Source organism: Pseudomonas sp. NBRC 111138 (genome assembly GCF_001320835.1).
Classification (GTDB): domain Bacteria; phylum Pseudomonadota; class Gammaproteobacteria; order Pseudomonadales; family Pseudomonadaceae; genus Aquipseudomonas; species Aquipseudomonas paracarnis.
The window spans coordinates 1-14,271 of sequence record NZ_BCBO01000139.1; the positions used below are offsets into that span (position 1 = coordinate 1).

Genomic DNA, 14,271 nt, shown 5'->3' on the forward strand with positions numbered 1-14,271 from the left:
CCTGATCCGCCAGGAAACCGGCTTCGACGGCCAGCGCACCGCCTACGCCTACGACCTCAACGGCAACCTGCTGGAGAAGACCGAATACGGCGACGATAACAGTCAGCTAATCACCCGCTACGAGCGCGACCACGCCGGGCGCCTCGTCCGAAAAACCCTGCCCGATGCCAGCGTTGTCGACTATGCCTACGACCGCCAGGGCAACCTCCTTAGCGTCGAGGACGGCCACTGGGCGCTGGCCTACGAATACGACCGCCAAAACCGCCTCACCGCCGAACACCAGGGCTGGGGCACCCTGCGCTACGGCTACGACGCCTGCGGGCAACTGAAAAACCTGTGTCTGCCGGACAACAACCGCCTCACCTTCACCCACGAAAAAGGCGGCCACCTCGCTACCGTCGAGCTCAACGGTGAAGTACTCACCTCACATCTATTCAAGAGCGGCCGAGAACATCAGCGCCAGCAAGGCCAACTGCTCAGCCACTACCACTACGACGACCAGAATCGTCTGCACGCCCACGCCGTTACGCAGCAGCAAAACTACCTCTACCAACGCCAATACGACTACGACAAAAGCGGCAACCTCACCCGCCTGCTCGACACTCGCAAAGGCGAACACCTTTACCGCTACGACCCGCTAAACCGCCTGACCCGCGCCGACCACTCCCAGGACGTACAGGAACGCTTCGCCCACAACCCGGCCGGCAACCTGCTGATGCAAGACCGCCCCGGCCCGGACATCGTCGCGGCGAATCGTCTGATGATCCAAGGCGACCGCCATTACGACTACGACGCCTTCGGCAACCTCATCCGCGAACGACGCGGCAAGGGCCAGCAACTCGTTACTGAGTACCGCTACGACTGCCAGCATCGGTTAATCGGCATCACAAAACCGAACGGCGAAACCGCCAGCTATCGCTATGACCCGTTTGGGCGGCGTGTCAGCAAAACCGTGGAGGGCAAAACCACGGAATTTTTCTGGCAAGGCGACAAGCTGATAGCCGAACACCATGCAGAGCGCCATCGCAGCTATCTCTACGAGCCCGACAGCTTCCGCCCCTTGGCCCTGTTGGAAGGTTTCGGCCCAAAAGAAACCAAGCCCTACCACTACCAACTCGACCACCTCGGCACCCCGCAGGAACTGACCGACACCGAAGGCGAAATCGTCTGGTCCGCCCACTACCGCGCCTACGGCCAGATCGCCCGGCTCGACGTGGGCAAAGTCGACAATCCACTGCGGTTTCAAGGGCAGTATTTCGATGCGGAAAGCGGACTGCACTACAACCGCCATCGCTACTACAATCCGGATATTGGTCGCTACCTGACGCCGGATCCGGTGAAGTTGGCGGGTGGGATCAACGGGTACCAATATGTGCCCAACCCTACGGGGTGGGTTGATCCTCTAGGGTTGAGCGCAAATTGTCCTGGCTCAGGAAAGAAAAAACCGATCTGCTCTTTGCCTGCAGAACCGGATATACCTGATGTCTCTCGTAAAGGGGCGTTCAGGCAAGCAAAAAGGGATGCCAATGTACCTATGACTCAAAACCCCGATGTGATGACACACCCGAACTCAGGAAGAACGACACAGTACAAAATAGAAAAAATGACTGATTTGAATGATGACAATATATTGGATGAAAGCGGTAGAACCATAAATTCAAGGGTTTATCAATTCACGAGAGCAGACGGCTCGAAGGTTCTTATTCAGGACCATTCTGCCGGGCATAAATTCGGCAGACCAGACGGCATAGGTGACCAAAAAGCGCATTTCAATTTGCGACCAATAGACAAGCCTCGAAACGGAACCGTAGACGGCGGCAAGGACCATTACAACTTTAGGAGAAGTCGATGAAATACTGGAACGAACTTGATCATAATATTTTTTTTGAAAAAATTTTTAGCACGCCTGTAGAAATCGGCCAAATTGCTCTTTTTTCTTTGCAAATAGAAAATGATCGACCTTCTGTGGGATTAGGATTCGACATACCCGAATTTCCAGATACTTTGCCAAAAAAATGGGAAGGGAAAGGCTATAACACCTGCAGAATGGGCATCGATTGCCATGGCATTCGCGAATTAAAAATACACAACATCCCCATTAAAGAGGTGTTTCTTGTTGATATCACTAAGCAAAATGATCTTTTTCATTTCCAAGCAAAGAATGAAAATTCTCTAATTGAATTCAAGGCTAAATTCATTTCACTTTGCGATCCGAATGTATACATAAATGGTCCAGACGATTATTTTTTCTAGATAGAGCAAAAATCGCATAATTACTATGAGCCCCATAGCCAGCCCCAATTCGCCACCTCGCCCACCTCAACCTAAACTCTGTTCAAGTTGTTTCAACGGACAGAGGATTCTCCACCATGGGCAAACGTCACCCCAATCTCCCCGCCTGGCAATGGCGTCAGTACCCACAGAACCATCAGCACCCAACCAACCTGGCGTTGCACCTGATTGCCGTGCCGCTGTTTATCGTCGGTTTCCTGCTGATCGTGTCGGGCGTGTTCAGCCTTAGCCTGGCCAGCTTCGCGGTCGGTGTCATTGGCATTGTCGCGGGCCTGGCGTTGCAGGGTCACGGCCATAGCCTGGAAGCCCAGGCCAGTGAGCCGTTCAGTGATCGCAAAGATGCGGTGCAGCGCCTGGTGGTCGAGCAGTTCGTGACCTTCCCGCGCTTTGTGCTCAGCGGTGGCTGGTGGCGCGCCTGGCGGCAGCGGCACCACCACTGACCGGCGGGTTCAGGCGAACACCACCACGGTCTGACGGCTGAGGGCGATCAACTCGCCGGTCGGGCTCCACAAGGCAGCGGCAGCGTGGCCATAGCCGTCGCGGGCGTGTTCGATATTGACGTGATACTGGCACCAGTCGAGCGTAGTCAGGTCTTGCAACGGCTGGATGAACTCGATGGTCCAGGTCAGGGTGCTGCCCGGCGCGGGCTTTTTCAGGTGTGGCAGCAACGCCGGTGGCCAGGCGTCGACCAGGGCGAGGATATGCGCCTCGGTCAGTGGCTCCTCTTTCACATCCCCCCGCAACCGTACCCAGCCGCCCATGTCGCGGGATTTATTGCCGGTAAACGGCAGGCCACCGACACTCCAGCGCATCGCCAGATGCCGCATGAATTCGGGGGTAACACCCTTGATATAGGGCAGTTCCTGGCACTCATCCCAATGTTTGAATACCGGTGGCGGCTCACTTGCCACGTCAATTTCGGAGGGGCGAGAGGCGCCAAAACTGGCCTGGACCAGGGTCGCCACTTCACCGTTCTGCACCACGCGCCCCAGCAACTGGCTGACCGCCTTGCCTTCGCGCAGCACTTCGACTTGATAGCTGGCAGTTACATCCGGCGCTACCGGGCCGACAAAGGTGATGGCCAGCGAGCGCAGCGGTCGGTCCGCCGGCACCTGGGCGCGCAGCGCCTCGTACTGCAAGGCAGCGACCAGCCCGCCAAAGGTGGCCCGGCCCTGGGCCCATTCGGCAGGGATGGTGACATCCAGCGGATTGCTACGGGCAGCGTCGAGCAAATCACTAAAGCGCATGGCGACCTCACATCAAGAAAATCGTGGAGGAATCTTAACCATCGAATTGCACAGGCACAGCGCCCATTCCGGCCAAAAACCGGACCGGTTTAAAAACACTCGGCGCTGAGCGTGTCCAGCACACGGTCGGCCTTGCCTTGCGCCTTGAGCATGGTGCGCTGCCACACTGCTACGCAGGGTTGCAGGTCTGGCTCATGGCCGGCCTGGGCCAGCCACTGCCAACAGTCATGCCAGTTACCCAGCGCACTCTGGGCCTTCTTCAAGTGCGACAGGGCGTTGGTGGGTAATTTGTCCAGCTCGGGATACGCCTCGGCGGCATAGCGCACACGTTTGATCAGCAACCGTAGCCGGTGGCGGTCATGATCGGGGTCCTTCAAGGCGCCATCGAGTGCCTGCCATTGCTTGGCCAGGCGTTTCTGGATGCGCGGGCGCAAGCCCTTGAGCAGTTTCTGATGCTGGGACGCGCGGATAAACCGTGGGAACGCATCCAGAATCAGCAGCAAGTGCGCCAACTCCGGGCTTTGCGCCACCTGGCGATAAGCCTCGGGCTGCAGACGCAGGCGTCGATCAGCCGCGTCGTGATGACCGTGCTGATGCAAATACGCCGCCAGCACCTCTCGGTCGCGTAGCGGCGTAGTCAGTTGGCCAACCGTGCTGGCGGCCAATTCAAGCTGTTCGACACCGGGCAGCCCGCGCAAAGGGCGCAACAGGCTGCGCAGGCGGCGTACCGTTGTGCGCAAATCATGCAAGGCTTCATCGTCAGTGACGGCGGCGAGGCGAGCCTGGCAGCTCAGTAACCCTACTTCCAGGCCAATGACCTGAGCGACTAACTGATTGACCAACGCTGACATCCTGCCCTCACTTTCCGATGAAAAATCCTATCCGCCCTGGGTTATCGCCCGGCGCGAGACTCACGAATGTAGAACCGCGCCTTTTCGGCCTTGTTGGAGCAACCCTCGAACGCTTCAAACTGCTGCTGAGTCTTGGCGCCAGTCAACAGCGACAAAGCCTTGGAGTAGCTGACAGTGCCAGCAAAACCTTCGGCCTTGGCCAGGTCCAGCTCTTTCCAGGCGGCGTCCAATTGCGAGCCACAGCTGTCGCGATACGCGGTTTTCCCGGCACAGCCAGCCAAGGCCAACACGATCACAGGCACACAGATCCAGGCTTTCATTGATGACACCTCAAATATACAAATTCAGTCGTAGCCTGTAGACGTTGCCTACAGGGAAAAGTGCCTTGTCCTTAGCCTGAAATCAGTAGTACCTATTGCCAGAGCATACCCGAGGCTGATCGCCAGCCTGGAAAAATATTGCGCGCTGTCAGCAAGGATTGAAGCAGGCCCCTTGATGGGTGCATTGTGGGCCCCTGTTTTGCGAAGGATCTGGCCATGAAGAAACGTGTTGCCTTAGTGCTGGGCTCCGGTGGGGCCAGGGGCTACGCCCATATCGGGGTGATCGAAGAAATCGAACGACGCGGCTATGACATCGCCTGTATCGCCGGCTGTTCCATGGGCGCCGTGGTGGGTGGAATCTACGCCGCCGGCAAGCTCGACGAGTACCGCAACTGGATCGAAAGCCTGGACTACCTCGACGTATTGCGCCTGGTAGATGTGAGCTTTCGCCTGGGAGCGATTCGCGGTGAGAAGGTGTTCGGGCAAATCCGCAAGATTGTCGGCGATATCAATATCGAGGAGCTGCGCATCCCCTACACTGCCGTCGCCACCGACCTCACCAACCAACAGGAGATCTGGTTCCAGGAAGGCTGCCTGCACCAGGCGATGCGCGCCTCGGCGGCCATCCCCAGCCTGTTCACACCGGTGATGCAGGGCAACCGCATGCTGGTGGACGGCGGCCTGCTCAACCCTCTGCCCATCGTTCCGGTGGTGTCGAGCCATTGCGACTTGATCATTGCGGTCAACCTCAATGCCACCAACCAGAAACACTACCAATTGCCGGTGATTCCGCGCCCGCCGGCGTTCAAGAGCCGCTTCAACAGCCTGGCCAAGTCACTGGGCTCCCACCTGCCATTTCGCCGCAAGCAGGCCGAGCAGTTGATGAAGCTGGAACAAGAAGCCTTGCAGGCCCAGGCCGCCGAAATCAACCCGTGGCTGGAGTCTGCCGAACCCGAAGCCCAGCAACCTGCCGCGGCGCCCGAGAAAGCCGGTGCACCGAAGTCGGCCACCGGCTCGTTCATCATCGACAACGTCGGGCCTGCCTCGTTGCTGGACCTGATCAACCAGAGTTTCGAGGTGATGCAAACCTCATTGGCACAGTACAAGATCGCTGGGTATCCGCCCGATGTGCTGATCAACGTGCCAAAGCGGGTGTGCCGCTTTTTCGAGTTCTATAAAGCGCCGGAATTGATCGCTTTGGGGCGGGAGATTGCCAGTGATACGTTGGATCGGTATGAGAGTGAGCAGAGTTGAGCGTGTAAGTGTTGCGGATGGCCTCATCGCGGGCAAGCCCGGCTCCCACAGGGAAATGCATTTCAGCTGTGGGAGCTGGCTTGCCTGCGATGGCGCCAGCACAGGCACCAAACGCTCAGGCACTTAGCAACCGATACCCCACCCCCGCCTCAGTCACGATAAACCGTGGCTGGGTCGGGTCATCCGCCAGCTTCTGGCGCAAGTGCCCCACCACGATCCGCAGGTAGTGGCTGTCCTCGGTATGGGTTGGCCCCCAGATGTCCTTGAGCAGTTGCTGTTGGGTAATCACCCGCCCCGGGTGGCGTGCCAACTGCGCCAGCACTGCGTATTCCTTGCGGGTCAGCGCCACTTCGGCACCGTCCAGCAAAACGCGGCGATAGGCCAGGTCGACCGTCAGCGGGCCAAAACTCAAGGCGGCTTCCTGGGCCTCTCCGGCCGGTGCCTGGCGCAACAGCGCACGCACACGGGCAAGAAACTCCTGGATGCCGAACGGTTTGGTCACGTAGTCATTGGCGCCACCGTCGAGGGCCTCGACCTTCTGACCTTCGCTGGCCCGCACCGACAGCACCAGCACCGGCACGCTCGACCACTCGCGAAACTCGCGCAGCACCTGTTGGCCGTCCATGTCGGGCAGGCCCAGGTCGAGTACCAGCAGATCCGGTTTGCTCAAGGCTGCTTGGGCCAGGCCTTCGTTGCCGGTGCCGGCTTCGATTACCTTATAGCCTTGGGAAGCCAGGCTGATGCGCAGGAATTTGCGGATCTGCGGTTCGTCATCAATGACAAGAATCGTCGCGGTCTGGCTCATGGTGTCTCATTAAAACCCATTAAAAAAATCACCCTCTGTAGGAGCGAGCTTGCTCGCGAAAAACCTCTAGGCAACGCGTGCATTCAGGAAGCCATCATTATCGTTAACGACCTTCGCGAGCAAGCTCGCTCCTACAAGGTTTACTCCAGGGCAGGCTGTGTGGGCAGCGGTAAAAACAAGGTGATGCAGGTGCCCCGCCCGTCAATGCCATCGGCCACGCTGATATGCCCACCGTGCGCACCCACCATGCCCTGGCAGATCGCCAAGCCGAGGCCGGTGCCCTGCCCGCCTCGATCACCGCGGGCAGCGGTGTAGAACATGTCGAAGATCTTCGCACGCTCCTCCTCGGGAATGCCTGGCCCTTCATCCGCTACGGCAAAAAACAACTGCTCATCCTGCACGCCCGCGCGCAACTGCAAGCGGCCCTGGGGCGGCGAAAACCGTGCGGCGTTTTCCAGCACATTGACCAGGGCCTGCTCAATCAGCGCCGCATGCACATACAACAAGGGCAGTTCCGGCGGCACATCGGTGCTCATCTGCAACGGCGCCAGCACGGCGCGCAATCGCCCAAGGGCACTGCCGACAATATCGCCGGGCGACACCCAATCGCGTGCCAGTTTCAGCGCACCGTGGCCCAGGCGTGTCATGTCCAGCAGATTCTGGATATAACGGTCGAGGCGCTCGGCCTCATCGCGAGTGCCTTCGAGCAATTCGCGGCGATCCTCCAGGGGGATGGCTTCACCCAGGGCCAGCAGGCTGTCGATGCTGCCGCGCATGGAGGTCAATGGCGTGCGCAAGTCGTGGGACACCGACGCGAGCAAAGCGCTGCGCAGTTGTTCGGTTTCGCCGTGCAGGCGCGCCGATTCCAACTCCTGCCCCAATTGTGCCCGCGCCAGTGCCTGGGCCAGCGGTTGGCTCAACGCGGTGAGCAAGCGTCGACGTTGCCCGCTCAATTCCAGGCCAGGCTTGGCACTGACACCCAGCAACCCCAAGGGCCCCTCTTCACCCGACAGCGGCCACCACCACCAACGCCCAAACGGCAAGGTGCCGGTGCCCATGCCGGCCGGCTGATCATGCTGCCAGGCCCAATCGGCGGCGGCGCGTTCAGCTTCGGTGAGGGTCAACGGGCCACCGGTCTCGACCTTCCAGCCGCCCTGTCCATCGCGATTGACCAGGCACAGATCGAGCTCGTTCCAACCTTGCAGATGGTGGGCGGCGGCACTGATGACAGCTTGGCGGTCGGTGGCAGCGGTGAGCTTGCGCGACAGGTCGAGCAGTTCGCTGGTTTCTTCCTGGGTATCGCGCAACGCCTGCAGCTGGCGGCGCTGGCGTGCGGCGAGGTTGCCGGTCAACGCTGCCATCAACAGGAAGAACAACAGGGTCAACACGTCTTCTTCGCGCTGGATGGCGAAGGAAAAATTCGGCGGAATAAACAGAAAATCGTAAGTCAAAAACGACAGTGCCGCACACACCAGGGACGGCCCCAGGCTGCTGCGCACCGCCACCAACAGCACGGCGGCAAGAAACACCAGCGAGATGTTCGGCAGCGCCAACGCACTGGACACGGCCCAGGCCACTGCGGCAGCGGCGAGGGTCGCCACCACCGCCAAGGCGTAATCGAACCACACCAACCCGCGCATCTCCGGCAGGCGTGGCGGTGCAGGCATGTCATCGCTGTCGAGGACGTTGATTTCCAAGCCGCGGGCATTGCGCAACAGGCGTGCCGCCAAGCCGCCACCGAACAGGCGCCGCCGCCAGCGCATCCGTGACTGCCCCACCAGCACTAAACTGGCACGGCGTTCGGCGGCGTGCTGGATGAGGGTCTTGGCCACTTCCCCGGCGCGCAGCAACACCACTTCCCCGCCCAGCCGCTCTGCCAGTTGCTGGGCGTTTTGCAGGCGCAGGCGCGATTGCTCATCCCGCGCACGGCCGTTGTCGATGTGCACCAGGCTCCAGGGCAAATGCCGACGCTGGGCCACGCGGCAGGCATGGCGCACCAGTCGTTCGGCTTGCGCATCGCCATCCACACCGACCAACAGGCGCCCACGCACTGCCGGCGCGGCCTGACCGAGTTGGCGGTAGCCCTGGGCCAGGTCATCGTCGACGTGGGCGGCGGCAGTTTGCATGGCCAGCTCGCGCAGGGCCATGAGGTTGGTCTGGGTGAAAAACGCATCGATGGCCGCACGCGCCTGCTCCGGCACATACACCTTGCCGTCACGCAGACGCTCAAGCAGCTCGCGGGATGGCAAGTCGATCAGCAGCAGTTCGTCGGCCTCTTGCAGCACCCAGTCCGGCAAGGTTTCGCGCACTTGCACGCCAGTGATGCCACGCACCTGGTCATTGAGGCTTTCCAGGTGCTGGACGTTGACCGTAGTGAACACGTTGATGCCGGCGGCGAGCAGTTCCTGGATGTCTTGCCAGCGTTTTTCATGACGACTGCCGGGAGCGTTGCTGTGGGCCAGTTCGTCCACCAGCACCAGCTTGGGCTTGGCGGCGAGCAGGCCGTCGAGGTCCATTTCTTCGAGCATCACGCCACGGTATTCGCTACGCAACAGCGGTTGTTGCGGCAGGCCGCTGAGCAAGGCTTCGGTCTCGGCGCGGCCGTGGGTTTCAACCACCCCAGCGATCAGGCGCACGCCCTGGCGCAGTTGGGTATGGGCCGCCTGGAGCATGGCGTAGGTCTTGCCCACACCGGGCGCGGCGCCAAGGAAGACTTTGAGCCGGCCACGGCCGTCCCGGGGCAGATCGGCTAACAGGGCATCGGCGCGGCCGGCGTCGCTCATGCTCGGGGGTTCCTTCAGGTATTGATAGAGACTCTTCAAGGCCGCCATCGCGGGCAAGCCCGGCTCCCACAGTGGAATGCATTCCAAATGTGGGAGCCGGGCTTGCCCGCGATGGCGATCGCCTGGCTTACAACGCTTCCAAAGCCATGTTGAGGGCCAGGACGTTTACTACGGGCGGGCCTACCAGAGGGCTTTCGATGTGCTCATCCAGCAACCGCTGCAAGGTCGACACCGGCACATTTCGCGCCGCCGCCACTCGCGCCAGTTGATAGGCAATCGCCTGCGGTGGCAAGTGTGGATCAAGGCCGCTGCCGGAGGTTGTCAGCGAGGCCAGTGGCACCGGGCCCTGGCCAGGCACTGACTGTTTGCCGGCATCCTCGAATATGCGTGTCGCCAAGGCCGGATTGCTCGGGCCCAGGTTACTGGCACTGCTGGACACTGTGGCAAAAGCACCGGCTGACGGGCGTGGGTGAAACCAGCTGTCGCCGGTAAAGTCCTGGGCGATCAGACTGGAGCCGCGCACCTTGCCGCTGGCGTCGCGCACCAGGCTGCCATTGGCTTGATCGGGGAAGGCCACTTGGGCCACGCCAGTGACTACCAGCGGGTAGGCCACGCCGGTGATCAGGGTCATGAGTACCAGCAGGCTCAGGGCTGGGCGGATGATGTTGGACATTTCAGACTCCTCAATTCAGTGGTGCGGTGGGACGCGGAGCGTCCGGGGTGGCATTCCCACGCGGAGCGTGGGAACGATCAGCGGAGCGTGGGAACGATCAGCGGAGCGTGGGAACGATCAGCGGCCAGGTCAAACCAGGTGCAGCGCGGTCAGCAACATGTCGATGGCCTTGATCCCCACGAACGGCACCAACAGTCCGCCCAGCCCGTAGATCAGCAGATTGCGCCGCAACAACGCCGCCGCACTCGCGGCCTGCACGCGCACGCCGCGCAGGGCCAACGGGATCAGCACCACGATAATCAGCGCGTTGAACACGATAGCCGAGAGGATCGCGCTCTGTGGGCTCTGCAAGTGCATGATGTTGAGCACGCCCAGTTGCGGGTAGATCGAGGCGAACAGCGCCGGCAGGATCGCGAAGTACTTGGCCACGTCGTTGGCGATGGAAAAGGTCGTCAGCGCGCCGCGAGTCACCAGCAACTCCTTGCCGATCTGCACCACGTCCAGCAGCTTGGTCGGGTCGCTGTCGAGGTCGACCATGTTGGCGGCTTCGCGCGCGGCCTGGGTGCCGTCGTTCATCGCCATGCCGACGTCAGCCTGGGCCAGCGCCGGGGCGTCGTTGGCGCCGTCGCCGCACATGGCAACCAGGCGACCATCGTTCTGCTCATGGCGAATACGCGCGAGTTTCTTCTCTGGCGTGGCTTCGGCCAGCACATCGTCCACACCCGCTTCAGCGGCAATCGCGGCGGCGGTCAGCGGGTTGTCGCCAGTGACCATCACGGTGCGAATCCCCAACTTGCGCAACTCGGCAAAACGCTCACGAATACCTGGCTTGACCACGTCTTTGAGATGGATCGCCCCCAGTAACTTGCCATCGGCGCACACCAGCAAGGGCGTGCCGCCGCTTTGGGCGATCTTGTCGATTTCCCGCGACAACGCAGGCAGCAGGTCGCTACGTTGCTGGCCGATAAACGCCAGCAGCGAGTCCACCGCGCCTTTACGGAACACACGGCCCTGATAGTCGACACCGGACAAACGGGTCTCGGCGCTGAAGGGCACGGCGGTCAACGCATCCAGGCTCGGCTCGGCCTGGGGGTGCAAGGCGCGCAGGTATTCAACGATGGACTTGCCTTCCGCCGTGTCATCGGCCAGGGACGCCAGCAACGCGCCTTCGGCCAATTCGCGGCCACTGACACCAGGTGCAGCGACCACGGCCGAGCAACGACGGTTGCCGAAGGTGATGGTGCCGGTCTTGTCCAGCAGCAACACATGCACATCCCCCGCCGCTTCTACCGCGCGGCCAGACTTGGCGATCACGTTGAGGCGCACCAGGCGGTCCATGCCGGCAATCCCGATGGCCGACAACAAGCCGCCAATGGTGGTAGGAATCAGCGTCACCAGCAGTGCGACCAGGAACACCAGAGGCAAGCTGCCATTGGCAAAGTGGGCGAACGGCTGCAGGGTCACGACCACCAGCAGAAAGATCAGGGTCAGGCCGATCAGCAGGATATCCAGCGCGACTTCGTTGGGGGTTTTCTGGCGTTTGGCGCCTTCCACCAGGGCGATCATGCGGTCCAGGGTGGACTCGCCCGGGTTGGCGGTGATGCGGATGAGCAGCCAGTCCGACACCAGCCGCGTGTTGCCGGTGACGGCCGAACGGTCGCCGCCAGACTCGCGGATCACCGGGGCGGATTCGCCGGTGATCGCAGCTTCGTTGACTGCCGCAATCCCTTCGACGACCTCGCCGTCACCGGGGATCATTTCCCCGGCGGCAACACGAACTACATCGCCTTTGCGCAGGCTGGTGGCCGGCACCACCTTGAAGCTGCCATCGGCTTCCTGGCGTCGGGCGCTCAAGCCTTCGCTGCCAGCCTTGAGGCTGTCGGCGCGGGCCTTTCCGCGGCCTTCGGCCAGGGCTTCGGCGAAGTTGGCGAACAGCACGGTGAACCACAGCCACACGGCGATTTGCACCGCTACAAAAGTGGGCACGGTGGTGTCGGGCACGAAGCACAACACGGTGGTGAGGATGGCGGTCAGTTCGACCACCAGCATCACTGGCGAGCGTTGCAGTTGGCGTGGGTCCAGCTTGATGAACGCCTGGACCAGCGCCGGGCGCCACAGGGCCGAGATGGCGGTTTTGGCAGGCTCCTGGCGTTTGACCGGGGCCGCGTTTTTTGCAGGCATATTCATTTTCATATCCCTTAACTAGAAGCCCATGCTCAAGTGTTCAGCGATGGGGCCCAACGCCAGCGTCGGCAGGAAAGTCAGGCCGCCCACCAACAAAATGGTCACGGTCAACAAGGTCACGAACAGCGCGCCATGGGTGGGGAAGCTGTTCTGGCCAATCGGTGCGGCCTTCTTCATCGCCAGGCTGCCGGCCAGGGCCAGTACCGGGAGGATGTAGCCAAAGCGGCCGATCAACATGCCCAGGCCGAGCATCAGGTTATGGAATGGGGTATTGGCGCCGAGGCCGGCAAACGCCGAACCGTTGTTGGCACTGGCCGAGGTATAGGCGTAGAGCAACTGGCTGAAGCCATGGGGGCCAGGGTTGCTGATGGCACCTGCCGGGCCGGGCAGGCTGGCGGCGATGGCACTCAAGACCAATACGCCGACCGGCATAACCAGCAGAGTCACCACCAGCAATTGCACTTCCTTGGCCTGGAGTTTCTTGCCCAGGTATTCGGGGGTGCGGCCGATCATCAAGCCGGCGAGGAACACCGCGATCAACACGTTGAGCAACATGCCGTACATACCGGCACCCACGCCGCCGAAGATCACTTCGCCGACCATCATGTTGACCAGCGCGACCATCCCACTCAGGGGGCTGAGGCTGTCCTGCATGCCATTGACCGAACCGTTGGACGCCGCAGTGGTGGTCACCGACCACAGCACGGTACCGGTGGTGCCGAAGCGTGTTTCCTTGCCTTCCAACGGTGCGGTTTGCTCCACCGCCGGGTTGTTCAGGGTTGGATTGGGCTGGTACTCGGACCACAGCGACGTCGCGCCGCCGATCAAGAACAACGCCAGCATGCACGCGAGGATCGCCCGGCTCTGACGCAGGTCTTTGACGTAATGGCCGAAGGTAAACACCAACGCTACCGGGATCAGGATGATCGAGGCCACTTCAAACAGGTTGGCCCAGGCTGTCGGGTCTTCAAACGGATGCGCCGAGTTCACGCCGAAGAAGCCACCGCCGTTGGTGCCCAGTTGCTTGATCGCAATCTGGCTGGCGGCCGGCCCCAGCGGAATTACCTGGTCCACGCCCTGCAGCGTGATGGCATCCACATAGTGAGCGAAGGTTTGCGGCACGCCCTGCCATACCAGGAACAGTGCGAGCACCAGGCACAACGGCAGCAGGCCGTAGAGGGTGGCGCGGGTCATGTCGACCCAGAAGTTGCCCAGGGTCTGGGCAGATTTGCGCCCGATCCCACGGCACAAGGCGACCAGGACGGCGAGACCGGTCGCCGCACTGACGAAGTTCTGCACCGTGAGGCCGGCCATCTGACTTAGATAACTTAGGGACGCTTCGCCGCTGTAGTTCTGCCAGTTGGTATTGGTCATGAAGCTGACGGCGGTGTTGAACGCCAGGGTCCATTCCTGGCCCGGCAGTTTTTGCGGGTTCAGTGGCAGGGAGCCCTGGAATAACAGGATCGAGAACAACAACAAGAAGCCTGCCAGGTTGAATGCGAGCAAGGCCAGCATGTATTTCTGCCAGCTCTGCTCCTGCTGCGCATCCACGCCCGAGAGGCGATAACAGGCTTTCTCGACAGGCCCCAGTACCGGGGTGAGCCAAGTGCGCTGGCCTTCCATCACCTTGTAGTAGAACCGCCCCAAAAACGGTGCCGGCACCAGTACCACGGCGAAGAAGGCGATGATCAGCCAATAGTCATAACTGTGCATAGCCCGCTCCTAGTTCCGATCCGCGCGTAACAGCGCAACCAGCAGATAAATGAACAGCGCCACGGCCAATAGCAGTGACACTCCGTCCAGAACGCTCATGGAAATTTCCCCGTCTTGCGGCGATTGCCGCGTGTGGGGGCATTGTCCGC

General features: G+C 61.1%; 13 protein-coding genes. 4 read left to right on the forward strand and 9 right to left on the reverse strand.

Translation table 11 applies throughout. The features are described 5' to 3' along the window. The 3 genes from APH41_RS23710 to APH41_RS23720 all read left to right on the forward strand — a co-directional run. Positions 1–1,852, forward strand: a 1,852-nt coding sequence (locus APH41_RS23710) for an RHS repeat-associated core domain-containing protein (protein WP_177333591.1), incomplete at its 5' end; no start/stop codon positions are given. Next, positions 1,849–2,253 (forward strand): Imm50 family immunity protein, encoded by a 405-nt coding sequence (locus tag APH41_RS23715; protein ID WP_034126716.1) that lies wholly within the window; start codon positions 1,849–1,851, stop codon positions 2,251–2,253. The genes APH41_RS23710 and APH41_RS23715, both read left to right, overlap by 4 nt. Before the next feature lie 116 nt (positions 2,254–2,369). Beyond that, the gene (locus APH41_RS23720; RefSeq protein ID WP_054921817.1) at positions 2,370–2,732 is read left to right on the forward strand and encodes an Mpo1-like protein; all 363 of its coding nucleotides are present in this window, start codon (positions 2,370–2,372) and stop codon (positions 2,730–2,732) included. Between the two features lie 9 nt (positions 2,733–2,741). On the opposite strand, the gene APH41_RS23725 is transcribed toward APH41_RS23720, so the two are convergent. The 3 genes from APH41_RS23725 to APH41_RS23735 all read right to left on the reverse strand — a co-directional run bounded on the left by APH41_RS23725 (position 2,742) and on the right by APH41_RS23735 (position 4,710). After that, positions 2,742–3,539 carry an acyl-CoA thioesterase II gene (locus tag APH41_RS23725; RefSeq protein WP_034126715.1) on the reverse strand — a complete coding sequence of 266 codons (798 nt, stop codon included), beginning with the start codon at positions 3,537–3,539 and terminating at the stop codon, positions 2,742–2,744. A gap of 89 nt (positions 3,540–3,628) precedes the next feature. After that, entirely contained in the window at positions 3,629–4,390 is a 762-nt protein-coding gene (locus APH41_RS23730) for a CHAD domain-containing protein (RefSeq protein ID WP_054921818.1), read from the reverse strand. Positions 4,391–4,431: 41 nt separating this feature from the next. After that, complete coding sequence (locus APH41_RS23735) at positions 4,432–4,710, reverse strand: hypothetical protein (RefSeq protein WP_003189839.1); 279 nt, start codon at positions 4,708–4,710, stop codon at positions 4,432–4,434. Positions 4,711–4,926: 216 nt separating this feature from the next. Here APH41_RS23735 and APH41_RS23740 point away from each other — a divergent pair, with 216 nt between their 5' ends. Beyond that, positions 4,927–5,964 (forward strand): patatin-like phospholipase family protein, encoded by a 1,038-nt coding sequence (locus APH41_RS23740; protein WP_054898472.1) that lies wholly within the window; start codon positions 4,927–4,929, stop codon positions 5,962–5,964. Between the two features lie 115 nt (positions 5,965–6,079). Here the strand turns inward: APH41_RS23740 and APH41_RS23745 are convergent, their stop codons facing one another. From APH41_RS23745 to kdpF, 6 genes are all read right to left on the reverse strand, one after another. Next, entirely contained in the window at positions 6,080–6,769 is a 690-nt protein-coding gene (locus APH41_RS23745) for a response regulator (protein ID WP_034126713.1), read from the reverse strand. 140 nt (positions 6,770–6,909) lie between these two features. Then, entirely contained in the window at positions 6,910–9,552 is a 2,643-nt protein-coding gene (locus tag APH41_RS23750) for a sensor histidine kinase KdpD (RefSeq protein ID WP_054921819.1), read from the reverse strand. 127 nt (positions 9,553–9,679) lie between these two features. Further along, positions 9,680–10,225, reverse strand: a complete 546-nt coding sequence (gene kdpC / locus APH41_RS23755) for a potassium-transporting ATPase subunit KdpC (RefSeq protein WP_054921820.1) — start codon at positions 10,223–10,225, stop codon at positions 9,680–9,682. 129 nt (positions 10,226–10,354) lie between these two features. Then, on the reverse strand, positions 10,355–12,412 hold the full coding sequence (gene kdpB / locus APH41_RS23760; protein WP_177333592.1) for a potassium-transporting ATPase subunit KdpB: 2,058 nt from the start codon (positions 12,410–12,412) through the stop codon (positions 10,355–10,357). A 15-nt stretch (positions 12,413–12,427) separates the two neighbouring features. Further along, positions 12,428–14,122, reverse strand: a complete 1,695-nt coding sequence (gene kdpA, locus APH41_RS23765; RefSeq protein WP_054921822.1) for a potassium-transporting ATPase subunit KdpA — start codon at positions 14,120–14,122, stop codon at positions 12,428–12,430. Positions 14,123–14,131: 9 nt separating this feature from the next. Then, positions 14,132–14,221 (reverse strand): K(+)-transporting ATPase subunit F, encoded by a 90-nt coding sequence (gene kdpF, locus APH41_RS28530; protein WP_003218754.1) that lies wholly within the window; start codon positions 14,219–14,221, stop codon positions 14,132–14,134. Positions 14,222–14,271 lie beyond the last annotated feature (50 nt).